The sequence below is a fragment of the Microbacterium sp. NPDC028030 genome, assembly GCF_040637855.1.
In the GTDB taxonomy this organism is placed as follows: Bacteria; Actinomycetota; Actinomycetes; order Actinomycetales; family Microbacteriaceae; genus Microbacterium.
On sequence record NZ_JBEZXF010000003.1, the window covers coordinates 623,962 to 645,262 of the forward strand.

At 65.7% G+C, this 21,301-nt stretch carries 27 protein-coding genes; 17 read left to right on the forward strand and 10 right to left on the reverse strand.

Annotation, left to right across the window (positions count from 1 at the left end; genetic code table 11):
• Positions 1-201 precede the first annotated feature (201 nt).
• The 6 genes from mobC (at position 202) to AB0E56_RS17525 (ending at position 5,591) form a co-directional block, all read left to right on the forward strand.
• Positions 202-720, forward strand: coding sequence for a plasmid mobilization relaxosome protein MobC (gene mobC, locus AB0E56_RS17500; RefSeq protein WP_029266142.1), 519 nt, complete (start codon positions 202-204; stop codon positions 718-720).
• A 2-nt stretch (positions 721-722) separates the two neighbouring features.
• Positions 723-2,129 carry a relaxase/mobilization nuclease domain-containing protein gene (locus tag AB0E56_RS17505; RefSeq protein WP_029266145.1) on the forward strand — a complete coding sequence of 469 codons (1,407 nt, stop codon included), beginning with the start codon at positions 723-725 and terminating at the stop codon, positions 2,127-2,129.
• Between the two features lie 286 nt (positions 2,130-2,415).
• On the forward strand, positions 2,416-3,282 hold the full coding sequence (locus AB0E56_RS17510; RefSeq protein ID WP_051667912.1) for a metallophosphoesterase: 867 nt from the start codon (positions 2,416-2,418) through the stop codon (positions 3,280-3,282).
• Between the two features lie 571 nt (positions 3,283-3,853).
• On the forward strand, positions 3,854-4,564 hold the full coding sequence (locus tag AB0E56_RS17515; RefSeq protein ID WP_102207978.1) for a hypothetical protein: 711 nt from the start codon (positions 3,854-3,856) through the stop codon (positions 4,562-4,564).
• Positions 4,565-4,926: 362 nt separating this feature from the next.
• A complete protein-coding gene (locus tag AB0E56_RS17520; protein WP_143049226.1) occupies positions 4,927-5,271 on the forward strand; it encodes a hypothetical protein in 345 nt (114 codons plus the stop codon).
• Between the two features lie 20 nt (positions 5,272-5,291).
• The gene (locus AB0E56_RS17525; RefSeq protein WP_029266153.1) at positions 5,292-5,591 is read left to right on the forward strand and encodes a hypothetical protein; all 300 of its coding nucleotides are present in this window, start codon (positions 5,292-5,294) and stop codon (positions 5,589-5,591) included.
• A gap of 5 nt (positions 5,592-5,596) precedes the next feature.
• Here AB0E56_RS17525 and AB0E56_RS17530 read toward each other — a convergent pair whose 3' ends face one another.
• Positions 5,597-5,740 (reverse strand): hypothetical protein, encoded by a 144-nt coding sequence (locus AB0E56_RS17530; protein ID WP_156040315.1) that lies wholly within the window; start codon positions 5,738-5,740, stop codon positions 5,597-5,599.
• A gap of 29 nt (positions 5,741-5,769) precedes the next feature.
• Between AB0E56_RS17530 and AB0E56_RS17535 the strand changes: the two genes are divergently transcribed.
• The gene (locus AB0E56_RS17535) at positions 5,770-6,051 is read left to right on the forward strand and encodes a hypothetical protein (protein ID WP_029266155.1); all 282 of its coding nucleotides are present in this window, start codon (positions 5,770-5,772) and stop codon (positions 6,049-6,051) included.
• Between the two features lie 413 nt (positions 6,052-6,464).
• Here the strand turns inward: AB0E56_RS17535 and AB0E56_RS17540 are convergent, their stop codons facing one another.
• Complete coding sequence (locus tag AB0E56_RS17540; RefSeq protein WP_029266159.1) at positions 6,465-6,812, reverse strand: Lsr2 family protein; 348 nt, start codon at positions 6,810-6,812, stop codon at positions 6,465-6,467.
• Positions 6,813-6,962: 150 nt separating this feature from the next.
• On the opposite strand from AB0E56_RS17540, the gene AB0E56_RS17545 reads away from it, so the two are divergent.
• The 5 genes from AB0E56_RS17545 to AB0E56_RS17565 all read left to right on the forward strand — a co-directional run bounded on the left by AB0E56_RS17545 (position 6,963) and on the right by AB0E56_RS17565 (position 9,855).
• Positions 6,963-7,208 carry a hypothetical protein gene (locus tag AB0E56_RS17545; RefSeq protein ID WP_029266161.1) on the forward strand — a complete coding sequence of 82 codons (246 nt, stop codon included), beginning with the start codon at positions 6,963-6,965 and terminating at the stop codon, positions 7,206-7,208.
• Entirely contained in the window at positions 7,205-7,855 is a 651-nt protein-coding gene (locus tag AB0E56_RS17550; RefSeq protein WP_029266162.1) for a hypothetical protein, read from the forward strand. Before AB0E56_RS17545 ends, AB0E56_RS17550 begins: the two co-directional genes overlap by 4 nt.
• 79 nt (positions 7,856-7,934) lie before the next feature.
• A complete protein-coding gene (locus AB0E56_RS17555; RefSeq protein WP_071327683.1) occupies positions 7,935-8,132 on the forward strand; it encodes a hypothetical protein in 198 nt (65 codons plus the stop codon).
• Positions 8,129-8,734 (forward strand): GIY-YIG nuclease family protein, encoded by a 606-nt coding sequence (locus AB0E56_RS17560; protein ID WP_359801147.1) that lies wholly within the window; start codon positions 8,129-8,131, stop codon positions 8,732-8,734. The genes AB0E56_RS17555 and AB0E56_RS17560 overlap by 4 nt, the downstream gene beginning before the upstream one ends.
• Positions 8,716-9,855: a hypothetical protein gene (locus tag AB0E56_RS17565; protein WP_062635485.1), complete on the forward strand. Its 1,140-nt coding sequence runs from the start codon at positions 8,716-8,718 to the stop codon at positions 9,853-9,855. The genes AB0E56_RS17560 and AB0E56_RS17565 overlap by 19 nt, the downstream gene beginning before the upstream one ends.
• A gap of 59 nt (positions 9,856-9,914) precedes the next feature.
• On the opposite strand, the gene AB0E56_RS17570 is transcribed toward AB0E56_RS17565, so the two are convergent.
• The 3 genes from AB0E56_RS17570 to AB0E56_RS17580 all read right to left on the reverse strand — a co-directional run bounded on the left by AB0E56_RS17570 (position 9,915) and on the right by AB0E56_RS17580 (position 11,783).
• The gene (locus tag AB0E56_RS17570; protein ID WP_197462133.1) at positions 9,915-10,328 is read right to left on the reverse strand and encodes a DUF3224 domain-containing protein; all 414 of its coding nucleotides are present in this window, start codon (positions 10,326-10,328) and stop codon (positions 9,915-9,917) included.
• A gap of 176 nt (positions 10,329-10,504) precedes the next feature.
• Entirely contained in the window at positions 10,505-10,993 is a 489-nt protein-coding gene (locus AB0E56_RS17575) for a hypothetical protein (RefSeq protein WP_029266170.1), read from the reverse strand.
• Positions 10,994-11,141: 148 nt separating this feature from the next.
• The gene (locus AB0E56_RS17580) at positions 11,142-11,783 is read right to left on the reverse strand and encodes a uracil-DNA glycosylase (protein ID WP_029266173.1); all 642 of its coding nucleotides are present in this window, start codon (positions 11,781-11,783) and stop codon (positions 11,142-11,144) included.
• A gap of 266 nt (positions 11,784-12,049) precedes the next feature.
• Between AB0E56_RS17580 and AB0E56_RS17585 the strand changes: the two genes are divergently transcribed.
• The 3 genes from AB0E56_RS17585 to lspA all read left to right on the forward strand — a co-directional run bounded on the left by AB0E56_RS17585 (position 12,050) and on the right by lspA (position 15,182).
• Positions 12,050-13,918 (forward strand): alkyl sulfatase dimerization domain-containing protein, encoded by a 1,869-nt coding sequence (locus AB0E56_RS17585; protein ID WP_036331343.1) that lies wholly within the window; start codon positions 12,050-12,052, stop codon positions 13,916-13,918.
• Between the two features lie 12 nt (positions 13,919-13,930).
• The gene (locus AB0E56_RS17590; protein WP_051667916.1) at positions 13,931-14,554 is read left to right on the forward strand and encodes a hypothetical protein; all 624 of its coding nucleotides are present in this window, start codon (positions 13,931-13,933) and stop codon (positions 14,552-14,554) included.
• 109 nt (positions 14,555-14,663) lie between these two features.
• Entirely contained in the window at positions 14,664-15,182 is a 519-nt protein-coding gene (gene lspA / locus AB0E56_RS17595) for a signal peptidase II (RefSeq protein WP_081859717.1), read from the forward strand.
• Here lspA and AB0E56_RS17600 read toward each other — a convergent pair whose 3' ends face one another.
• The 5 genes from AB0E56_RS17600 to AB0E56_RS17620 form a co-directional block, all read right to left on the reverse strand.
• Positions 15,183-15,623 carry a VOC family protein gene (locus tag AB0E56_RS17600; RefSeq protein WP_036331298.1) on the reverse strand — a complete coding sequence of 147 codons (441 nt, stop codon included), beginning with the start codon at positions 15,621-15,623 and terminating at the stop codon, positions 15,183-15,185.
• Between the two features lie 1,004 nt (positions 15,624-16,627).
• The gene (locus tag AB0E56_RS17605) at positions 16,628-17,467 is read right to left on the reverse strand and encodes a F510_1955 family glycosylhydrolase (RefSeq protein ID WP_029266184.1); all 840 of its coding nucleotides are present in this window, start codon (positions 17,465-17,467) and stop codon (positions 16,628-16,630) included.
• A gap of 145 nt (positions 17,468-17,612) precedes the next feature.
• Complete coding sequence (locus AB0E56_RS17610; protein WP_029266186.1) at positions 17,613-18,221, reverse strand: DUF305 domain-containing protein; 609 nt, start codon at positions 18,219-18,221, stop codon at positions 17,613-17,615.
• Positions 18,222-18,315: 94 nt separating this feature from the next.
• Positions 18,316-18,762, reverse strand: coding sequence for a DUF6153 family protein (locus tag AB0E56_RS17615; RefSeq protein WP_029266188.1), 447 nt, complete (start codon positions 18,760-18,762; stop codon positions 18,316-18,318).
• Between the two features lie 70 nt (positions 18,763-18,832).
• Positions 18,833-19,993 (reverse strand): FAD-dependent oxidoreductase, encoded by a 1,161-nt coding sequence (locus AB0E56_RS17620; RefSeq protein ID WP_051667917.1) that lies wholly within the window; start codon positions 19,991-19,993, stop codon positions 18,833-18,835.
• 104 nt (positions 19,994-20,097) lie between these two features.
• On the opposite strand from AB0E56_RS17620, the gene AB0E56_RS17625 reads away from it, so the two are divergent.
• Together AB0E56_RS17625 and AB0E56_RS17630 are read left to right on the forward strand one after the other, a co-directional pair.
• Positions 20,098-20,310: a heavy metal-associated domain-containing protein gene (locus AB0E56_RS17625; RefSeq protein ID WP_029266192.1), complete on the forward strand. Its 213-nt coding sequence runs from the start codon at positions 20,098-20,100 to the stop codon at positions 20,308-20,310.
• Complete coding sequence (locus AB0E56_RS17630; protein WP_029266194.1) at positions 20,307-21,257, forward strand: hypothetical protein; 951 nt, start codon at positions 20,307-20,309, stop codon at positions 21,255-21,257. The genes AB0E56_RS17625 and AB0E56_RS17630 overlap by 4 nt, the downstream gene beginning before the upstream one ends.
• The last annotated feature ends 44 nt before the right edge of the window (positions 21,258-21,301 follow it).

The following is a 21,301-nucleotide window of genomic DNA, read 5'->3' on the forward strand; positions in this document are numbered from 1 at the left end:
CACGACCTGTGCGTGGAGGCGGGAGCCTTCATCCGGGTGTCGGGCCGGAGGCCTGACCAAGGAGTATCCAAGGACAGGAGCGCAGCGATATGTCTGACGGATAAACTGCTTGCCGTTATTTGTGTAGTCTGGGACCACCCTCGCGGAGCGGGGAAGCAAAGGCCCAGACTGCACAAAGAACCGAGCGAAGGGGACGACCTGATGACGAGGACCGGCAAGGCGAGCGAAGCGACGCCGCGTCGTCCGAGGAAGAGGGTCGTCAACTTTGCGAAGCGCCGCACACTGAGGTTCAGCGACGACGAGGAACGAGCCGTCGACGACGTGCGGCGAGCTTTGGCCAAGTCCTCCGGACGCGACCTCGAAGAGGTCTCCTTCTCCGAAGCTCTGCGCCTGCTCATTACTGACCGTGAGGGTGCCGCCGAGGTGGAAGCGAGGGCGCTGGCTATCGAGCGCCAGGGCCCGAACGTGACCGACTGGGGCCTGGCCGACATCTCCGATCGGCTCGGGTACGAGCTCGGTCCGATTCGCAATCACATCGCGCATATCGGCGGCAACCTCAATCAGATCGCGAAGCGGCTGAATATCGGCGACCCGGTGACCGCTGGGGAGGTCTCGGAGGCTCTCCTTACGGTGGCTGAGCTACGCGATGTTCCCGACGATATCGAGAAGCGCATCGCACGCCTCGTGGACCATGGCCTGCCGCCGCGCGGGACGGTGTAGTTATGCCTGTTGTGGTGGCGAGCTCGACGCGGTCGGCCGATGCGCTGATCAACTATGCGCTCGATGACAAGCCCGAGCAAGATGGCGAGCGGTACGTCATGGCGTCCGGCGTGGGCGGCATGCTGGTATCGGTCGCGAAGCAGCAGATGCGCGACGTCCGCAAGAAGTGGGGTAAGGACAAGCCTGGCGCGTTCGTCCAGGCGTATCACGTCATCCAGTCTTTCGCGAAGGACGAGTTGGACCCCGAAGAGCCAGACGACTGGCTGACGGCTCAGAAGCTCGGGACAGCACTCGCAGAAGAGAGGTTCCCCGGCCGACAGGTGCTCGTTGTAACACAACGAGACGGGCGAACAGGCTGTGTGCACAACCACCTCGTCGCGAACTCCATCGAGACCAAAACCGGCCGCAGTCTCAACAGTTCAGTCGTCACGCACGCACGCCTTGTCGAGGCACATGAGCGTGTTCTTGAACAGCGCGGCTTCGAGCAGCGAGCGGACCTCAAGCAGGCCTTCAGCGACGCGAACGAGCGCTTCGAGCGGGGCGAGCCGAGCGGTCTTCGCCGCGCCGGGTCGACCGCGGACAGTGAGCTTCGCGAATGGCAGCGGCACATCATCTGGGAAACAGAATGCGACCTCGCGGATGAGTTCGGTGCGCCCCGCAACAAGCAACCTTTTAGTCTCACCGTGCTGAGGGCGAGCATCGAGAACACGCTCGCCGATCCAGCCGTTGTCGACTGGGACAGCTTCGTCGAAGTCGGTAGAACCCGAGGCGTTCAGATCGAACAGCGCGGCAAGAAGGGCCGTGGCATTTCGTACGGCATGCTTCGCGAGAATCCGGACCGAACCCCAGCCGATCCAACGCCGAGTGATCGACGCCGCTGCACCACACTCGGCACGGCCTTCGAGAGGGACGCTGTTGAGACCGCTTTCGCTCGCAACAGCGCGGTGACATTGTCCGTGCCACAACACACGACTGTTGAACGCCGACTGTCGCCCAAGAAACGCATGATGATCGCTCTGGACGAGGCGACACAGGAGGCAAATCGCGCCGCGCAACGCCTGGTGGCTACAGCCCTGTCAAACGCCGACGCGATGACAAGCGAACACGAGAATTCCGGTGCGCACGCTCCCACCGAGCTACCCGCAGTCCCGGGCACAATGGGACTGTCGGAACTCCGAGAAACTCAGCCACGGATCGCGGACCCAGAGGAACCAGAAACGGAGGTCACGGTTCCCGACTACCGTCCGCACGACGTCGAGCAACCGCGATCGGCGCGGCCGCAGGCTAACACCGGTGAGAATCAGGAGACCTCCCCCAAGCCTCGCCCGCTGCGACTGCGGTTCCCCGCACTCTTCGAAGAGGCGGAGCTTTCCGCGCCCGATCACCAAGAACGGAGCATCGGCGACTAGCACTGTGCAGTGGGTGGCCGGTGACCGCCTCGTGTCCATATAGTGGTCCGACGGTGCCCACACTACATAGTCGCTAGTGGCAGTCCGAAAAACGGGCTTCAGCTGGTCCTTTACAGGCCGGTTCGTGGTCACTAACGGGACACCGGCATTTCGCTGGGCAGCAGGGGTGGCCAGAACATGACCACAATATGGTCGCTCGGCGCCCACTGATCTCGGCCGTTTCGCATTCTCCACGTTGAGTTGTCGACGCCATGTCCGAGTCGGCACTCACGGGCATGATGGATGGATGCAGATCCATGAGACAGCCGACAGCTTCGACCTGCCGGATGAGCGCGTGTGGGTCGTGGGCGACCTCCACGGCAATGCTGGATGGATTCAAACGCTGCTGCCCGCGATGCGTCGGCATGACCCATCGCTGCGCACCATCCTTCAACTCGGAGATTACGGTTTCGAGCATGCTCAGCCCGGGACTGGCCCGGTCGATTATTGGGCGAAGCGCACAGGCATCGAGCGCGTGCTGGTCACGCCTGGCAACCACGAAGAGTGGAACCACATCACCCCGGCGCAGGAAAGCGCCTCCGGTATGGCGATCAGGGTCAGTGACGTCGTGTGGCTCATCCCCCGGCCGTTCCGTTTTCAGATCGCGGGACGCGAGGTGCTATCGCTCGGCGGCGCGTCCAGCGTCGACAAGGCGTTTCGAACTGCGGGCAAGGACTGGTTCGAGGATGAACTCATCACGGAACCGATGGAAGCCGCCGCGATTGCCGGCGGCCCGGCCGACCTTATGCTCACGCACGAGTCTCCAGCGATCGCGGTACCGGAGGTGCAGCGGCTGCTCACGAACAATCCGCATGATTTTCCTCCCGAGGCGTTGGCCGTATCTGCTGCACAGAGAGAGCGTGTGCAACGTGTATCTGATGCTGCGCTCCCCCGCTTGCACATGCACGGCCATATGCACGTTTACGGTAAGTTTGAGCGCGAGGACGGCAGGACCGTGGTCAGTCTCGATCGGGACACGTTTGCCTGCAACGCAGGAGTGCTCGACCTCGCGGGCCTCGCGTTCAGCCCACTTCCACTCAACGAGATCCGCGGCGGAAGACGACGGTACAAGCACCGCGCTGATCAAGGCGATGGCGCCGTCGTTCGCAGCTGATGGACCGGCGGATCGTCACCCTCCGCGGGATGATGCGAGCAGCCCGGAAGCGACTGGCCTCATGCGCTCTCCACTTCGAGGCGCAGATCGCGCTGCCCCGAACCGGTTGCTGGGGGCTTAGCGAGCGCCCCAGCTCCGTAGGAGCATTCCGCTGAGCCCTGTGCTCATCCGCCCAGAACTCGTCTCCGGGCGTGGCACAAATCTGACCTCTCTGCCCTTCTAATCACGGGAATGAGACCTCAGCGGACGCCGATGGAGCTAAGTGTGTCATTGGACCGCCAGCGGCCTGGATGATGATGAACCCGGCTCGATGCTGAACTCGATGAGCCGAATCGTATTTACTTTGTTTATTTCGCGGGGCAGCTCACGTTGCGCGCACGCCGGCCCACGCAGCTACGTGGTCACGTCGCTCTGAACACATCGACGCGGGACGTCGATAGCTAGGTCACGGGCGCCTGCCCCGGCCGCGCCGACTACGACGATGTCGACCTGATCGCTGAGGTTCTGCATCAACAGTGACCCCCCGCCGCTTACGCAAGCTATACTCGCTAATGACCGTTAGGATCCGATGATGTCGAACGCAACCGCACACCCCCTCCGCAGCGATCGACGCGCATACCTCACGGCGACTCGGTCGGACGAAGGTCGCGAGATCACCATCAAGATCGTCGGTCCTGTGGAATTCACGGACCACGAGGCCGAGGAGCTCGCGCACGAGCTGAACGTGCTGGGCTCCAGCGGTCGGCGCGCTCACCTCATCAGCATCCTGCAGGGCGTGAACAAGGCGCTCCGGCTCGAGGAAGAGCCTGGGCACTCGTCGCTGACGGAGGCTGAGCTGGACGCACTGCGCGCAGCCGGCTCGCTCGTTGAGCCGGAGAACGCGCTGCCTGTCGAAGAGCGCCCCAGCGTGCTCACGGCCCTCCGCCAGCAGGACATCCTCGCTGAGGCGCTGCCGACTAAGCGCGTCGCAGAACTGCTCGACGTGACCGAAGGCCGAGTGCGCCAGCGCCACGGCGAGGGGACTCTCTTCGCGATCCCGGGCCCCGGCCGCGGCCTGCGGTTCCCGACGTTCCAGTTCACCGACCACGGTGAGCTCCCGGGCTGGGGAACGGTGAGCCGAGCGCTGCCCGAAGGGGCGAACCCCGTGGCCGTGGAGTACTTCCTCACTCACGCTCACCCCGACCTGGGAGACGGCGAGCTGACTCCTGCCCAGTGGCTCGCAGCCGGCAAGCCCGCAGAACCTGTCGCGGCGCTGGCCGAGCAGGCGTTCTCGATCCGATGAGCGCGCTTCCTGCCCCCGACGCATCGAAGTTCCCGCATCCTCTCCCCCCGAGCGCTGTCCGTACGCTGCCGGCCGGCACGATCTTCGGACGCATCTACGACGCCGGCGGCGCTCACCCTGCCCGGTGGCACGAGCTCCGCCACTTCGGGCCCACGGGGAGCCGATTCGATCACCACCCCGATCCCGTGGGTCACCATCCGAACCACGCCGTGACCTACGTCACGCCCCAGATCACGGTTCCACCGGAGACGGCAGTTCAGAGCCTCCTGCTCGTTTGCCTATCAGAGTGCTTCAGCGACCGAGGCGTCATCGAACGCGGTGGCGTCGGAGCGGGAGGGACCGGGGGCACGCAGCCTCGGTTCGTGCTGTTCGCGACCACCCGCGAGATCACACTCCTCGACCTTATCGACAGCACCTGGGTCACGGACGTCGGCGGGAACGATCAGATCAACACTGGCGATCGGTCGCTGTCCCGGCCGTGGGCCCGCGCCATCCACCAGGCATATCCCGACGTCGACGGCGTCTTCTACCGCCCCCGCACCATCGCGCAGCGTCCGCAGCTCCCCGAGGCTCGCGCCGCGGCGCTGTGGGAGCGCGCCGAAGACGCCCTGCCGGTGAGCCCGACCGCGGACATCGAACTCAGCTCGCCTGGACTCACCGTGACGCTCGAGTCGTTCGCGAAGACCCTAGGCCTCGGCTTGGCGTAGAGACCCGAAAGGAGGGTGTCATGACCGCCCGTACCTGGTCTCAAGACCTCGAATACCTTCGCACTACGCTCACGCGTGCTCAGCAGACGCGCTATCGGCGCCAGGAATTTGTCCAGCTCGAGGACGGCAACACGGAGCTCGGATGGGTTCTCTATGAACGCGAGCAGATGCTCGCAGCAGTGAACGCTCTCCACGCCGCTGCAGGCAAAGCGCCCGTCTCGAGCGACCAGCTCCAGGCTGCAGAAAGCAGTGCCTGTGGCCATGTCGACTATACGTCGAAGTTCGCCATCGGGTGCGCGGACCTGGTGGCCGCGGAATGAGTCCGTCATCCGCCACCCCGCACGCCTCCGACTCGGCCGAGCAGCGCATGGCGGAGCAGCGCATGGCGGAGCGCGCGATCGTCGCGGCCGTCGCCGAGCAGCTGGGCGTCGCGCTCACTCCCGCTCGGATCGCGATCGATGACGCCCACATGGAGATCGACGGGCGACCCCAGACCGCATGGTCCTCGTGGAGGCCTACGCCCGTATCGGCGCACTCAAGGGTGCGCAGCCCCGCAAGCTCGCCACCGACGCGTTCAAACTCGCCTGGGCCGGTCAGAAGCTCGGTGCGACCCGGCTCATCCTCGCCGTGGCTGACGAGGCGGCGGCCAGCTACCTGCATCGCCCGGGCGCGTGGCTGACGGCTTCCATCCGCGACGCCGGCATCGAGATCATCGTCGCCGAACTCGGCGACGTGATGCGCGAAGCGATTCTCGCGGCGCAGGCTCGTCAGTACCGCTGAGATTCAGCTACTGTAGCTCGCGGCGGCCGCGACGGAACTTCTTCTTCTTGAGCGGCGCCGTCGGCCGTGGATCAGCTGCCTGCGAGAGCGGATCGACGTACCCTCGCCGGTTCGCCGGCACCCACCCCTTTGGTGTGTGATCGCGCTCAGCATGGCGTGCGTCGAGCCCGGCCTCACGCCGTTGCCCACGTGCGCGCCCCGCGCGCGCCTGGCGCTCTTTCGCGATGCGTTCACGCTCCTGCTCACGCAGGACGTCCGCTCGCCGCTGCTCCTCAGACGTAAGCCGCGGGGCGCCATCAGAGGAACGAACCGGGTGCTTCTTTCCGTCGCCGACGCGCAGACGGATACTCGCGGCGTTCTTCGCCTTCCAGTTCGTCCCCTGCTCGAACCCGCGCGCCTCTCCCACGGCGGCCTCAGTGCGCGGCGTCGTACGCCTGCTGCACCGCGTCGGGGACGCGGCCGCGGTCGGAGACCTGGTGACCGTTCTCCTTCGCCCACGCGCGGATTGCCGAGAGGTCGCGCTTGGCGGCGCCCTGCGAGTTCCGGCGCCCACGGCCTCCGCGAGTACCGCCGGCGGACACCCGGCGGGCTGCCGCGATCCACGGCTCAAAGGCCTCTCGCAACGCTGCTGCGTTCTTCTCGGACAGATCGATCTCGTACGCGGTGCCGTTCAGGGAGAAGGTCACCGCCTCGCCGGATCCGACTTCCAGGACTTCTCCGTCGATGTCGTCGACGAGCTGATGCACGATTTTGCGGGCCATGCCGCCGAACATATCAGCCAGCATCTAAGCCGAATCGCAATGGTGGCCGATATCCCGCGAACTGCGTGCGGGATTCGAGACCACTCTTGTCGATGTCGACCTCTCGACGTACCATTACTAATGCATTACTAACACGCTTGGAGGCCTCGAATGGCTGCACGACCGATCAGTTTCGCCGTCGAAGAGACGGACGTCCCTTTGCTCCAGGAGCTCGCCGATGCGTTCGGCGGCGGCAACCGCAGCGAATTCCTGCGCGTCGCCATGAAGGAGTTCAAGAAGAAGCTCCGCGTCCAGCAGATGAACGATCTGCACGCCGAGATGCTCGAAGAGCGCGGCGGCAAGGTCTACACGACCGAGGAAACGCTCAAGCTCATCGAGGACTTGGGAACCTCATGAACAGCCAGCGGGAGCGCCCTCGGATCGCGGTCGTCTACGACATCAACGTCTACCTCGACCACATCCGTAGCGGCACCGGAATGCTGCTCCCCGACAAGCTCCCCTCCCCTTCGGCGGCATCCGACGCTCTCTCGCTCGCGTTCGATCAGCAGGTGCGTTTGTTCACCTCGCCGCACATCCTGCGGAACGTCCACCGCCTGATGATCGCCTCCGGGCAGTCTGAACGAACCACGGCCAAGTACATCGAGTTCGTCGCCGAGGCCTGCGACGACTCCGGAGGCGCGATCGTGGACCCGGTCGTCCGCGACTATGCCATCGGGAATCACGAGGACAATAACATCCTCGCCCTCGCGAAGGACCCCGCCGTCGACGCGGACGTGATCGTCTCCTCCGACCATCACCTCATCGATCTCGGTCCCGCATGGAACGGCCGGCTGATGATGCGGCCGCGACAGTTCACCTCGCACATGGTTCGGTCCAGCTTGCAGAGTGCGGCTCAGCACACCCCCGCCCCGAAGGTGCCGCGGACTCCCGCGCCACCGAAGCGCGTCTCCGATGCCTTCCCCGAGCTTCGCGGTGTGCACCTCGATCGGTATGGTCTTGCTGGCTCCTCCGCACCTCAGCGAGAAGATGGCCTGCAGCACTGAGAACAACCCGGGACACTGCCGACCTTCGAGGACAATCCGTGGGAATGCGGTCAACGAGGGCATCGTGCATGATGACCTCATGAGCGCATCGCACGACGTCATCACCCCCGCCGAGCTCGGCCGCGAACTCGGTCACAACGACGGTGATCGGCCCGGCATCACTGTGCGCCGCTATCTGCGCGAGCGCTACCCCGACCACTTGAAGAACCAGCGCTGGGAGCTGACCCCCGAGCAGGCCGACGAGGTTCGTGCGCACTTCGGCAGGACCTCGGCGTGAGCGCTGACTCCCTGCACGACCTCACCAATCCTGCCGTCGCCGCGCTCACCGGAGAGCGCTGGGCGATCATGGAGGCCGCGCAACTCGTCCCCGCCCGTCCCGGACTGTACGCCATCTACGGCGACGAGCAGGCCTGGCGGGATCTCCAGCTTGAGCCGGCTCCGGATCATCCCCTGTACGTCGGCAAGGCCGAGGAGAGCCTGGTCTCGCGCGACCTGAACGGTCACTTCGCCACGAACCCGAAGTCCAAGCCCCGCACCGGCGGGTCCACGGTCCGGCGGTCGTTCGCCGCCCTCCTGCGCGACTTCCTCGATCTGCATGCGGTCCCGCGCAACCTCGCGAAGCCGGAGCGCTTCGCGAACTACGCCCTTGCCGACGGCGTCGACGCACGCCTCAACGAGTGGATGCACGCGCGCCTCCAGCTCTCTGTCTGGCCGGCGCCAGCGGACATGCGGGTCCCGCTCGGCGACGTCGAGACCAGCGTCATCGTGCGCCTCACACCACCGATCAACTTGGACAAGAACCCCGGCAGGCTCCCCCGGCTCTCGGCTGCTCGAGCCGCGATGGCCGCCGAGGCCGCCGCGTGGCGCCCCGAGGGCTGAACGCCATCGTGGAACTCGAGATCACCGCTACTCCGCGCGAGACACTCGTCTGGGCGCCGTCGACCGAGCACGCTGCACAGCTGCGACGAGAGCTGACTGACTCCGGCTACCTAGTGCTCGATGCTGATCCGTGGGAGCTGAACCAGCAGAGCATCATCCCCGAGGGCGAGCATCTCGAGTTCGACCCTGCGCGGATCTTCAACGTCGACATCGGCGCCGACGCGAACGCGTCCCTGCAGATGCTCGTCGACTCCGGTCACGTGCTCTTCTGGCACCGGTGGCATCCGCGACCAGCCCGGAAGATCTGGGGGGTCGCCGTCTCGTCGCAGCGTGGTCGCCGAGCAGGCACCAGTCCGGTCGAAAGCGCCGTGCACTTCGGACTCAAGGTCCGCGGCAGCCGCGAGCTCGGCCTCCGCATGTCGCGCGAGACCTACGCCCGGATCAACAAGCGCTCCTCCCTGCAACGCTGGTACCGCGAGGAGGACCCGTATCTCTGGGACGCGATCGACGACAGATACGAGGACCCCGACCACCGCATCTACACAGACGCATGGTGCTCGTTCCTCCAGGAGCTGGCACTGGCGAACTACGACCTCAACATGGCGCACTTCGCCTCCCTCGACACTGCCGAGTTCGATGCCGCGCTGCAGGCGGCAATCACCAGCCAACCGGGCATGACCGAGGTCACCGATCTCACGAAGTGGGATGGGGTGCCCGGCCTCTACGTCATGGTGCTCGACGAGTACCGCCAGGCGTATGTCGGCGCGACGAACGCCTCGGTCGGAGTGATGAAGCGCATCAAGCAGCACTGGACCGGTGCGAAGCCTCTGGACCGGTTGATCTGGCCCGATCCCCGAACGTCCATCCTCTCGATCGACAGCTTCAGAGCTCTCGACACCACGCGCATCTTCGCCGCCAGGACCTCGCGGTCGTTCGACGGTGAGAACCCGCTGCTGGACCTCTTCCCGCCGCAGTTCATGTTGAACCGCATCATGGGCGGCCGCGATGTAGTGAAGCTCGCCGGCCTCGTCGGCGTCGACCAGGTCATCAGAACGCGCGTCTTCGACGCCGCCGCGCCTGACCAGCAGACTGAAGCCGCGAGCAATCTCAGTCAGGCCTGAGACACCTTCAACAGGCGAGCCGCTTGCGCTTCACCCGTGCTGTCAGCTCAGCGCGTAGGTCAACAGGTAGCGGTGTTCCCGTCGATGATCTCGAGGTCGAGCGTTCCGGTGATTCCTGCCAGGTCCGCGGTTCCCGAGCCGGGCACGATCTCGTAGCGCAGCTGTTGGTCGGGTGCCGTCATCGTTCCGAACTGCTGGAACGCGAAGCCTCCGCGCAACCCGTCGAGCTCGCCGTCAACGGTTTCCACGGCGACATAGCCCGCCTTTCCGGTTGCCGGATCGCCAGCTGCGAGCATCGTCCCGGCCCCCTGCCCGGCAAGGTCACCCCGCCATGTCTTGGTGATGACCATTCGGCGGATGCCCGCCTGATCGTGCTCCGCGGGCTCGAGCGACACCTCGAACGTTCCTCTTGCCGTCCTCATGTCGCCACTGACCTCCGCGGTCCTGATCTCTTCGCCCATCAACGCGCTCAACGGTGTCCTCTTCCTGTCATGGCTTCGACGTTACGGGGCGCGAGAACCAGCGTGCTTGAAGATTCGCGACACCATGTGTCCGTCGGGACTCGCCTGGAACGAGCCACCAACTGCAACAGAACAGCCCCCATTCGCTCCGAGAGCGTGGGGGCTGTGCCGACTAGTGAGCGAAGTGCTTACTCGCGGCTGAGGCGCACGGTCATCGTGGTGCCCATCGCGGTGACCTCGTAGCTGAGCTCGTCGTTCTCGTACGTGAACGTCTTGGTCGCGTCGCTCGATGCCATGATCGAGGACTCGGTCTTGGACGTGTCGTTCGCCGAATCGAAGGTGAACGAGTCGCCCTCTGCCGGGACCTCGACGGTGCCGGCCCAGTACAGCGACTTCGTGTCACCGCCGTCGGCGACCCAGTGGACCTCGATCGTGTCACCGGTGATCGTGGCCTCCTGCCACGCGTCCTCGGAGTTGGAGTTGTTCTGCTTCCAGGAGCCCTCCAGACTCACCGGCTCCGGAGCTTCCTCCTCCTGGACCTGCTCGGTCTCGGACGAGGAGGACTCGCCGCCAGACGACGAGCTGGACGGTTCGGGAGATGCGCACCCCACGGCGCTGATGCCGAGGAGTGCCAGAAGTGCGATGGTCGCGCCGAGCTTGGGTGCTGTGATGTTCAAGGGATGCCTCTCCGAGCAGGTTGATGTCGACGCTGACCGTATCAGCGCCTACTGACACCTTCGGTTCTCAGTGCGAGACGCGAAAGGCGCTGATGACCATCGTTACCGGACGGTCATCAGCGCTCGCGTGGCGAGCTCCCCGTGCCCGTCATGGCGTCGATCGCACGGGCTCGAGCAGACCTGCCACCTCGACGAACGCGTCGGCTCGTCGCTTTACGCGTGCAGCTCTCTCCTCGAGATCCCGCACGAAGAGAGCCTGCGGCGAAGGGTGAAACGTCCGAACGACGGTGAGACCCCGCTCACGCTCGATCTCAGGGGACTGCCTAAGCAACCGGCGCCAGGCGTGATCCGCATCACCACCCTGGAGTAGCACGACCTTCAGCCTCGGCGCGAGTTCCAGCAGGTGCAGGATCGTCTGGACGCCGGCATCCAGCTCAGCCGCCTTCGGGGCGCGGTTGATGTACCAGGGGTACGCATTCCACGGCAGCAGCTCGTACGGAGATAGCGCTGCTTGCTCGAGCAGGACCGCCTGAAGCTCGGCGCTGCCGTCGTTGTTCTCGACGCAGATGAAGCCCGAACCCTTGCCGTCCTGCGTCGCGGGCCCTGGATCGCGAAGAATGCTCAGCACCCGCGCTTCGACTCCACCATGAAGGGGCGCGACGTACGGCGCCCACCCGCGGCCGACCTCACGCAGTTCGTCGACGTACTCGTTGACCGGCGCGATGTGCAGCGCATAGCGATCGTCCCACTGCTGCTGTCGAAACTCAGGGTCCGCCATACGTCGGGGCATGCGCCGACGGTATCAGCCAGCGTCCGTCCGGGTGTGCGGGATGCCGCACGTGCGACCGAGGGAGTCGCCACCCATGAGGCATCCCGCGTGAGGCCTCCCCAGCCTCGTCCCCAGAACCGGACACCCGCGGGGGCCCGCGGTGATCCGATACCTCAGGATGCCGCGTGACAGCGGCCGGCACAAGGTTCAGACGAAAGGTGGTTGTCACCGTCTTTCGTGACCGCAAGACTCGTCGTGAACTGTTCTTCGGAGACGGGAGCACCATCATGGGTCAGCGCGACGCATCAGAGACCATCCGGCAACAGCAGGCAGAGCTGCAGGCACGGCTCCCGTTCGACGATGAGCGGGATCTCGCGGCGGCCGAGCGAGGATTCATCGGCACGCTAGACGAGCCTGCGATCCGCAACGCCGCCGGCGATATCATCTGGGACGCGTCCACCTATGACTTCTTGCAGGGTGATGCTCCGGAGACGGTGAACCCGAGCCTGTGGCGCCAGAGCACGCTGGTCGCCAAGCACGGCCTGTTCGAGGTCGTGCCCGGCCTGTACCAGATCCGCGGGCTCGACCTGTCGGTGATGTCATTCGTCGAGGGCGACACCGGCGTGATCGTGATCGACCCGCTGATCTCGAAGGAGACCGCAGCCGCGGCGATGGCGCTCTACCGGCGTCACCGCGGTGACCGCAAGATCACCGCTGTCATCCACACCCACTCTCACATCGACCACTTCGGCGGCGTGCAGGGCATCGTCTCACAGGCCGACGTCGACGCGGGGGTCGAGATCATCGTCCCCGCGGGCATGGTCGAGCACGCGGTGGCAGAGAACGTCTACGCGGGCACCGCGATGGGCCGGCGCGCCGGGTACATGTACGGCGCGGCACTCGCACGCGGCCCGCAGGGGGCAGTCGGCGCCGGTCTCGGACAGACGACGTCGACCGGGGAGGCGACCCTGCTCGCGCCGACGCTGGAGATCACCGAGACGGGGCAGACCCACACCGTCGACGGGCTGGAGATCGAATTCCAGATGGCGCCGGGCACCGAGGCGCCCAGCGAGATGCACTTCTACTTCCCGAAGTACCGGGCGCTGTGCATGGCGGAGAACGCCACGCACACGCTGCACAACCTGCTCACCCTGCGGGGCGCGGTCGTGCGGGATCCGCACGTGTGGTCGCAGTACCTCACCGAGGCCATCGAGCGTTACGGCGACGACGCCGAAGTCGTGTTCACCTCGCACCACTGGCCGACCTGGGGCAACGCGGAGATCCGTGAGTTCCTCGGTCTGCAGCGGGACCTGTACGGGTACCTGCACGACCAGACGCTGCGGATGCTGAACCAGGGCATGCAGGGCGCCGAGATCGCCGAGGCGATCCAGCTGCCGCCCGCGCTCGAGAACGCCTGGCACGCCCGCGGCTACTACGGCTCGGTCAGCCACAACGTAAAGGCCATCTACCAGCGGTACATGGGCTGGTTCGACGGGAACCCGGCTCGGCTCTGGCCGCACGCGCCGAAGGAGCAGGCGAAGCGCTACGTCGACGCGATCGGAGGCATCGACCGGGTCCTCGAGCTCGCCCGCGCCGCCTTCGACTCGGGAGACTTCCGCTGGGCGGCCACACTGCTCGACCACGCGGTCTTCACCGAGGAGAACAATGCGGAAGCGAAGGCGCTCTACGCCGACACCCTCGAGCAGCTCGGCTACGGCGCTGAGAACGGCACCTGGCGCAACTTCTTCCTCTCCGGGGCGACCGAACTGCGCGAGGGAAACTTCGGTACCCCGACCGTGACCAACGCCCCAGCCATCCGAGCGCAGCTCACCCCGGAACAGCTGTTCGATGCCGTCGCGATCACCGTCGACGGCCCGCGCGCCTGGGACCTCGACCTCGGATTCGACATCACACTCAGTGATCTCGACCGCTCGTTCCACGTCACGCTCCGCAACGGCGTGCTCGTCTACGTCGAGCGCGAACCCGCCACAGATGCCGCACTGCATCTCACCCTCACCAAGGAGCGGCTCATCCGCCTCGCCGGCGGAGACCTCGACGCCGAGGGCCTGGACGTGCGCGGCGACCTCGGCGTCCTGAAGCAGTTGCTCGGCGTACTGACCCCCGGAGACCCGGCATTCGAGATCGTGCTGCCCTAAAAGACGGCGCGCATGGACGCCACCGAGAAAGTCACTCATCCCGGCCGGTGGTTGGAGGTGGCCACGGTGGTGCTGCTGTCCATAACCGCGGTCATCACCGCATGGTGCGGATTCGAGGCGTCGAAATGGGGCGGTGAGATGTCTATCGCCTTCAGCCAAGCGTCCAGCGCACGTGTCCAGGCCGCCTCCGCCGAAAGCAGGGCCCAAGCGGCGCGCCAATACGATCTGACCATCTACACCGAATGGGTGCTCGCCACCGCAGACGACGACCAGGAACTCGTCACCTTCATCGAGGAACGCTTCACGGACGAGTTCCGGATCGCGTTCGACGCCTGGACGGCGGAGGGGCGCGTATCCCAGGGGCCCCTCGCCAGGGAGGAGTACATTCCGCCGGGGACCGAGGAAGCGGAAGACCTGCACGCGCGCGCGGACGCCAAGTTCGACGAAGCACTCGTGAACAACCAGCGCGGAGACAACTACGCTCTGCTCACCGTGCTCTTCGCGCTCGTGCTGTTCTTCGCGGCGCTGTCCCAGAACCAGCGCGCCGAATGGCGCCGGCGCACCTTCTTCATTCTGGGCCTGACTCTCGCTGTCATCGGTGTGGTCATCTTGGCGACGTTCCCCGTGAAAGTGTGACTGGCGTCGAAGCCCTGACCTCTCGGCCATAGCCCAGCGAATAGTCTGGTGAAGCCGGTAACCGAAAACCGGCCCGGCACGAGCTATCGCACGAAGAGGGAACTGCACAGTGACGTCACCGACCACGAACCGACGCTCGGGAGTGCGCTGGTCCTTCCTCGCCGGGCTGGCCATCGCAGCGGTCGTCGTCGCCGTCGACCAATGGACCAAGATCTGGGCCGCCTCTGCGCTCTCGGGCGGAGAATCGAAGGACGTCCTGCCACCGGTTCTCGAGTTCCAACTCACCGTCAACCGTGGCGCCGCGTTCTCCCTCGGCACCGACTTCACCTGGCTGCTCGGACTCCTCGCCGCTGCCGCCGCGGTCGCCATCACGGTCTACCTGTGGCGGGTGGGATCGCTCTGGTGGGCAATCGGGCTGGGCCTGGTCCTCGGCGGTGCGATCAGTCATGCCGCTGACCGCCTGGCACGCGGTGGCGTCATCGACTTCATCGGCTACTTCGATCTGTTCATCGGCAACGTCGCCGACATCGCGATCGTCGTCGGCGGCATCTACCTTGTCGCGCTCGTCCTCCTGCGTGTGCCGACCCGCCGCATCAAACCGACCCCGGCGCCCTCGCCGGCGTCGTAGCTATCGCCAGGGCATGTGCTGCAGGCACCAGGTGTTGCCGTCGGGGTCGGCGAAGAAGGCGTAGAACACTCCGCCGAGGTCCTCGACCTCGCTGATCTCGACGCCGCGCTCGACCAGTTCGGCACGAGATGCCTCGATGTCGGCGACCACCAGGTGCAGCCCTCGCAGGGTCCCCGGAGGCATGTCGAGCGTGGGCAGGCCCTCGGCCAGGGTGATCGAGCATGCCGAACCCGGTGGCGTGAGCTGGACGATGCGGACGCCGGGCTCTGGGTTGATGTCGACGTCGAGCCGAAAGCCGAGCTGGTCTCGGTAGAAGGTCTTTGCTCGTTCGATGTCGGTGACCGGAACCGGCACGAGCTCCAGCAACAAGGCTCCCGGCGGCACGGGTGGGTTGGTCAGATCGTTGACGGTGTCGCTTGGGGGAGTGGATGCGTCGGTCATGGATACCGCCCTTCTTGAGCTGGATGCCCCGCAATCGAGGGGCCGATGATCTGCGGTCCGAGTCTGCCCTCGGCCTCGATCTCCGCCAGTCTCGCTGACGGCTACCGAATCGTCGACCCTCGGGCAAGGGCTTCGAACAAGCCCATCTCTTGCCACCTGAACGTGCGCTCTCGATCGGCGATCTCGATTGCCCGCCGGAGCTCGCTGAGTACGCCGGGGATGATTCGATATTCGTGCCGATAACGCAGAACGCCGATGACTACGGCGTGGAGCTCGACACGGTGACCTGACACCACGCGTGGCGATGAGCCAACTGCTACACGATCAGTGGCTCCGTTCCGGCGTGCGCTAGCGGCGACCGTCCAGGCTCAACGCCAGACCCTCGCCGCAACACGAGACCGAGATCCCTCCCCTGAAGCAGTTCCCGGCGAAGCTCGCTCGGAACCGCGTCATGGGTGGACGCGACGTTGCCCGCTTCGCCGGCCTCGTCGAGATCGACAAGGTCATGAGACGTTGGGATGTCCCTGTCTCTTGACGCCGCGATTCGGCCAGTCATTCACGCCGTTCATCGGAGGCCGGCGGCGATCGCCAGACCAGTGCTACCCCGATGATCGTGGTGATGATGGCGACGTCGTAGCTCGCCACCGTGTACGTCCACCAAGTGCCATTGTGGCTTCCGTATTGTGTATCGGTGCTCAGATGGATCAGGACGAGCGCGGGTCCGGCTGCCAGGAGCACAATCCCTAACCGCACAAGTCGGCGGTGCAGTCGGTACGCACGCGACGGGCGAGGTGGCGGCCTGCTCGGTGCGGAACGATGGCTGAGCGCGGACAGGCGGAGCGGATCGAATCGTGCGTCCGGCGACATCAGAGGATCGCTCCAATCGCGAGGTAGGTGGCGAAGGCGAGGAGGACGACGGCGATCGTTGCCGCGGTGATGAAGAAGACGAAGTTCCGGAACGGATTCTTGTGTTCGTTCATGGTGGATTCGTGAGTGGGCTGCGGTTACCGGGCCGGGCTGAGGACGGTGAAGCCGTCGACAGTGACACCAACGATGCCTCGGTCATCGACGAGGATGATGCGGTCATCGATGGTGCTGAGGGCTTGAACGGCTCCGTCGAGTGGCCCCAGCTGCTGCCACGTCCCGTTCTGATCTTGGGCCCAGAGGACCCCGTCGGTGCCGGCGCCGACGAGTGTGCCGTCTGTGCGTGCTACGAGGGCGTAGAGCAGGGGTGATTCGGGGACGGGGGTGAAGGTGTCGCCACCGTCGGTGCTGACGAGCAGTCCTTCTTCGGTGGCGGCATAGAGCCCGGACTCTGTGGCGGCGAGGTCGGCTGCCGCTAGAGGGGCATGGGTGGTCCAGTTCGTTCCGTTGTCGGTGCTGGAGAGCAGGTCGATTTGGCTGGAAGCGATGCCGTACAGGGTTCCGTCGGGGCTGGCGGTGAGGACGTGGAAGTCGGTTGTTCCGTTCAGGGCGATGGGCGACCAGTTGAGGCCATAGTCATCGCTACGGATGATGCCGAGGTTCGGGGATCCCAGCTCGGCCGGGGTTTGCTCTCCGGGGTGTCCGGAGGCGAACAGGGTGTCGCCGGTGACAGTGAATCCCATGGCATCGAAGTCATGGCCGCCGACGGGTCCGGAGACGTTCCCGTCCGGTGTGACGGTGAAGATGCCGTTGTGCGTGGCGACGAGCAGATCGTCACCGCGGGGGTCTTCGGCGATGCCGTGGATGTGGTCGATGCGGGGTGTCGCATCGGGCTCGTCGGACTGCGCGGCAGTACAGCCCGTAATGACGAGCGTCAGCACGGGGATGGTTGCGGCGGCGAGAAGAAATGATCGTTTCATGATGGTTTCCGGGTAGCGGCCAGGAGGGTGGCCAGGCTTGTGACGCGGGCAGCAGGGAGCGCGCCGCGGGGTCGGTCTTCGCGCGGGGCGATCGCGCGGGAAACGCAGGGCGGGTCGTTCGGGAATCGGCCCGCCCCGCGTGGTTCTACAGTTCTCCGAGGAGGTCCTTCATCGTGGCGATCTCCGCCGTCTGGTCATCGATCACCTGTTGCGCGAGCTCGAGGACGTCCGGGTTCTGCGCGTCGTCAAGCGCCGTCTGTGCCATGTCGACGGCGCCTTCGTGGTGCACGATCATCTGCTCGAGGAACAAACGGCTGGCCTCGGTCGCGTCGGCGTCTTCCAACATGGTCATGTCCTCTTCGGACATCATGCTGTCGTCGCCGCCCATGGAGCCGTGGTCCATGCCGCCCATCGAATCGGGGTCGTACTCCACACCCCAGTCCTCGAGCCACCCGAGCATCTTGTCGATCTCCGGGCCCTGCGCCGCCTTGATCTGTTCGGCGAGCTCGACCACCCGCGGGTCCGCGCCGTCCTTGGCCAGCAGAATGTCCGACATCTCGATGGCCTGCTCATGATGAGGGATCATCATCGTGACGAACATCTCGTCAGCCTCGGTTGAGGCCGACGAGGACGTCGACGCGGACGGTGAGCTGCTGGTACCGGACGGCGCGGTGCCGGTGTCGGCGCAGCCGGTCAGTACCAGGGCGAGGGTGAGAGCGCCGGTGCTGAGTGCGAGGGGGATCTTCTTGTTCATGGTCGTTCCTTCGTAAGTCGTATGAGAGTTCGCTGAAGCGGCGGCGCCAACGGGCGCCGCAGGGCCGCCCACAGTTGGGTCGGCGTGCGAATACTCAAGTTCGACTGATCGAAAGAACCGTCAACGAGGGGCCACGAGGGAGGGCATCGGTCGCTTCCCACCGCAACCAGCTGGTCACCTCGCGAAGGGAGATGCCGGAGCGTCGGGCAAACGTCGGTGGGACGAGGAGCAGAAGGCCGGCCAGCAACGCGAGTACGCAGGCGGTGACCATGTCGTCGTGACCCTGCCCTTGTCCGGTGGTCACGTGGCACGGCCCGTCGCAGGCAGCGGCACCACCGTCGTCGAGGCTCGCCGTGGCGTCCGGAACGTGAGCGACTGTCGATGCGGAATGGGCGACGCCCGAGGAGCCGTGCCCGGCAGGTTCCGCGGTGAAGGTGTGCATGCCCAGGAGGCCGACGATGATCAGGACGGCCGCGGTGCCGAGCATCAGCAGGGTGCGCAGCGACAACTGCGGGCTTGTGGCGCGAACCGTCACCTGCATCCTCGATCCTTCCTGTTCCTCACGACGCTAGCACCGCCGCCTGTGTGCCCGACATCGATCCTGTGCACACTCAGAAGCCGCCTGCCAGCTCGTGCTTGACCGCCAGGATTTCCCTTGCCGCTGACCACCCGACAGCACCCGCCCTCTTGCCGTCGGCGGTCCTGAAGGTCGAGACGAGGCCGCCGCCGGCCGATGACGTCGTTTCCGCGGTCGCCTGCGGCAAGACGACGCCCGCTCCACTCAGCGTGACGCCGTGCACATTCACCGTGAACCCGGAAACGTGCCGGTACGGGCCAGGATCGTCCCCGCCGTGCAGATCATGAAGCAGCGCTCGGGCGGCGTGAGCCCCTTGTGCCACCGCATCATCCCAATGATCCATACGATAGAGCGAACCGTCGGGACCGACATGAGCGGCGACCCCACCGGCCGCATACACTGCCGGGATCGTCCTGGCACGGAGCCGGTCATCGACCTCGATCGCGGCACCGTCTGAGCGGATCCATGAGACAGCCGGAACTGTTCCGTGGGCGAGGACGATCACGTCTGACGATACAGATGTCCCATCATCGAGGAGTACGTCACCCCCGCTTCCGGAAGCCGAGATGGAGCGCACTGTCCGGCCTGGATGGAACTCCGTGTGCGCAGCGTGCAGATCGCGGAGCCGGGTGGCGATCGGCAACCCGAGGCTGTGCGCCAAGGGGATTTCGGAGCGCGCGACGAGATGCACTCTGGCACCAGCGCTCACAAGGTAGCTTGCTGCTTCTGCTCCGACCAGCCCGGCACCGAGGACAGTGACAACCCGCCTTTCGAACGTCGGACCCGCATGCCCTCGGATGCGTAGCGCGTCGGACGCGCTGTGCAGCGTGAAGACCCCCTCGCTGACGCCTGTCGCCTGCAGGGGACGCGGGGCGGCGCCGGTCGCCACGACAGCCGTTGCGAATATCAGCCGTCTGCCATCGTGCAGCAAGATGCCCCGCTCTTCCATCCCGACAGCGCTGCCGGGGATCGTCTCGACATCGATCGAGTCCAAGGCAGGCAGCGCGGATTGCTCCGGGGTGAGCAGGCCACGAAGGATGCCCTTGGTCACCAGCGTGCGGTTGTACGGGGCGAACGGCTCCGCATGCACGATCCGGATCGACCCGTCGAAACCGCTGCGCCGCAACGTGACCGCCGCAGAATGACCCGCGGCGCCCGCGCCGACGATGAGCACATCCGAGCTGGTCTTATCCATGAGAAGCTCCCTTCACCCCCTTGACCGGAATACCCTGGGTGGGTATATGGTTAGGCATACCAGTACCCTACCGGGGTATTCCGAATCGAGGGAAGGAAGCCATCATGAGCACGAGCGAGTACCAGGTGAGCGGGATGAGCTGCGGCCACTGCGAGGTCGCTGTTCGCGGCGAGGTCAGCCAGGTCCCCGGCGTCGAGAACATCGAAGTGAGTGCGCAGACCGGCCGGCTTCTCGTCACGACGAGTTCCGCAGTGGATGACGCGGCCGTGCTCGCGGCCGTCGATGAGGCCGGGTACGAGGCGGTCCGACTCTCATGAACGCCCCGGGCCGCCTCGGCCTCTACGGCGCGGGCCTTGTCGTTGTCTTCGGCGCCGCCTTCGCCGCCGCGGGCGCACTCGTGCCCGACAGCACGGTGACCGCATGGGCGGACGCCGGGCATTCCTCGCATGACGCGCAAGCGCCCGAGGATGCTGCTGGCACGAAAGACGATCAGGAGATGGGGGTGAGTGGAGTGATGAGCGCGGCATCGGGATTCACAATGAGCCCCGTACAGGCGCCGGCGAACGTCGAGACGGACGGTGAACTCTCCTTCGACATCCGCGATCCCTCAGGTGTCCCGATCACCGATTTCGACGAGGCCCACGATAAGCAGTTGCACCTGATCGTGGTCCGCAACGACGGGCGTGAATACCGTCACGTGCACCCCGAACTCGACCCGAGGACCGGGGTCTGGTCGCTGCCATGGTCCTGGGATACCGCGGGAACGTACCGGCTGTATGCGGACTTCACCTCTGAGGGGGTGAGCGCCACGCTCTCCCGCACCGTCGATGTGGCGGGGCAGCTGACACCGGAGCCCGAGGTCGCCGTCAAGACAAGCGACACGGTCGACGGCTTCGACGTGACCGTCAGCGGCGACCTGGTCGCCGGAACTGGAAGCGAACTGACTGTCAAGGTCTCTCGGGACGGGGAACCCGTCACGGTGCTGGAGCCGTACCTCGGTGCGTTCGGCCACCTCGTTGCCCTGCGCGATGGCGACCTGGCGTATCTGCATGTGCACGCGCGCGGCGAGGAACCACAGCCGGGCGATCTGGCCGGCCCCGAGGTGGAATTCACCGCCGAGACACCCACCACCGGCCGCTACCTGCTGTACCTGGACTTCCAGGTCGACGGACAGGTCCACACCGCACAGTTCGTACTCGAGGCGACCCCCGCCACCGGCGACCAGGCGGACACCGAAGACGACGCCGAGCACGACGGGCACTGACCCGCTCAGTGCGCATCGAGTTGCAAGAAGGATCGAGGAGACAT

Coding starts and splice junctions, on each gene's coding strand:
- mobC (WP_029266142.1), top strand. CDS start 202: ATGACGAGGACCGGCAAGGCGAGCGAAGCGACGCCGCGTCGTCCGAGG.
- AB0E56_RS17505 (WP_029266145.1), top strand. CDS start 723: ATGCCTGTTGTGGTGGCGAGCTCGACGCGGTCGGCCGATGCGCTGATC.
- AB0E56_RS17510 (WP_051667912.1), top strand. CDS start 2,416: ATGCAGATCCATGAGACAGCCGACAGCTTCGACCTGCCGGATGAGCGC.
- AB0E56_RS17515 (WP_102207978.1), top strand. CDS start 3,854: ATGTCGAACGCAACCGCACACCCCCTCCGCAGCGATCGACGCGCATAC.
- AB0E56_RS17525 (WP_029266153.1), top strand. CDS start 5,292: ATGACCGCCCGTACCTGGTCTCAAGACCTCGAATACCTTCGCACTACG.
- AB0E56_RS17535 (WP_029266155.1), top strand. CDS start 5,770: ATGGTCCTCGTGGAGGCCTACGCCCGTATCGGCGCACTCAAGGGTGCG.
- AB0E56_RS17540 (WP_029266159.1), bottom strand. CDS start 6,812: ATGGCCCGCAAAATCGTGCATCAGCTCGTCGACGACATCGACGGAGAA.
- AB0E56_RS17545 (WP_029266161.1), top strand. CDS start 6,963: ATGGCTGCACGACCGATCAGTTTCGCCGTCGAAGAGACGGACGTCCCT.
- AB0E56_RS17550 (WP_029266162.1), top strand. CDS start 7,205: ATGAACAGCCAGCGGGAGCGCCCTCGGATCGCGGTCGTCTACGACATC.
- AB0E56_RS17555 (WP_071327683.1), top strand. CDS start 7,935: ATGAGCGCATCGCACGACGTCATCACCCCCGCCGAGCTCGGCCGCGAA.
- AB0E56_RS17580 (WP_029266173.1), bottom strand. CDS start 11,783: ATGCCCCGACGTATGGCGGACCCTGAGTTTCGACAGCAGCAGTGGGAC.
- AB0E56_RS17585 (WP_036331343.1), top strand. CDS start 12,050: ATGGGTCAGCGCGACGCATCAGAGACCATCCGGCAACAGCAGGCAGAG.
- AB0E56_RS17590 (WP_051667916.1), top strand. CDS start 13,931: ATGGACGCCACCGAGAAAGTCACTCATCCCGGCCGGTGGTTGGAGGTG.
- AB0E56_RS17600 (WP_036331298.1), bottom strand. CDS start 15,623: ATGACCGACGCATCCACTCCCCCAAGCGACACCGTCAACGATCTGACC.
- AB0E56_RS17605 (WP_029266184.1), bottom strand. CDS start 17,467: ATGAAACGATCATTTCTTCTCGCCGCCGCAACCATCCCCGTGCTGACG.
- AB0E56_RS17610 (WP_029266186.1), bottom strand. CDS start 18,221: ATGAACAAGAAGATCCCCCTCGCACTCAGCACCGGCGCTCTCACCCTC.
- AB0E56_RS17615 (WP_029266188.1), bottom strand. CDS start 18,762: ATGCAGGTGACGGTTCGCGCCACAAGCCCGCAGTTGTCGCTGCGCACC.
- AB0E56_RS17620 (WP_051667917.1), bottom strand. CDS start 19,993: ATGGATAAGACCAGCTCGGATGTGCTCATCGTCGGCGCGGGCGCCGCG.
- AB0E56_RS17625 (WP_029266192.1), top strand. CDS start 20,098: ATGAGCACGAGCGAGTACCAGGTGAGCGGGATGAGCTGCGGCCACTGC.
- AB0E56_RS17630 (WP_029266194.1), top strand. CDS start 20,307: ATGAACGCCCCGGGCCGCCTCGGCCTCTACGGCGCGGGCCTTGTCGTT.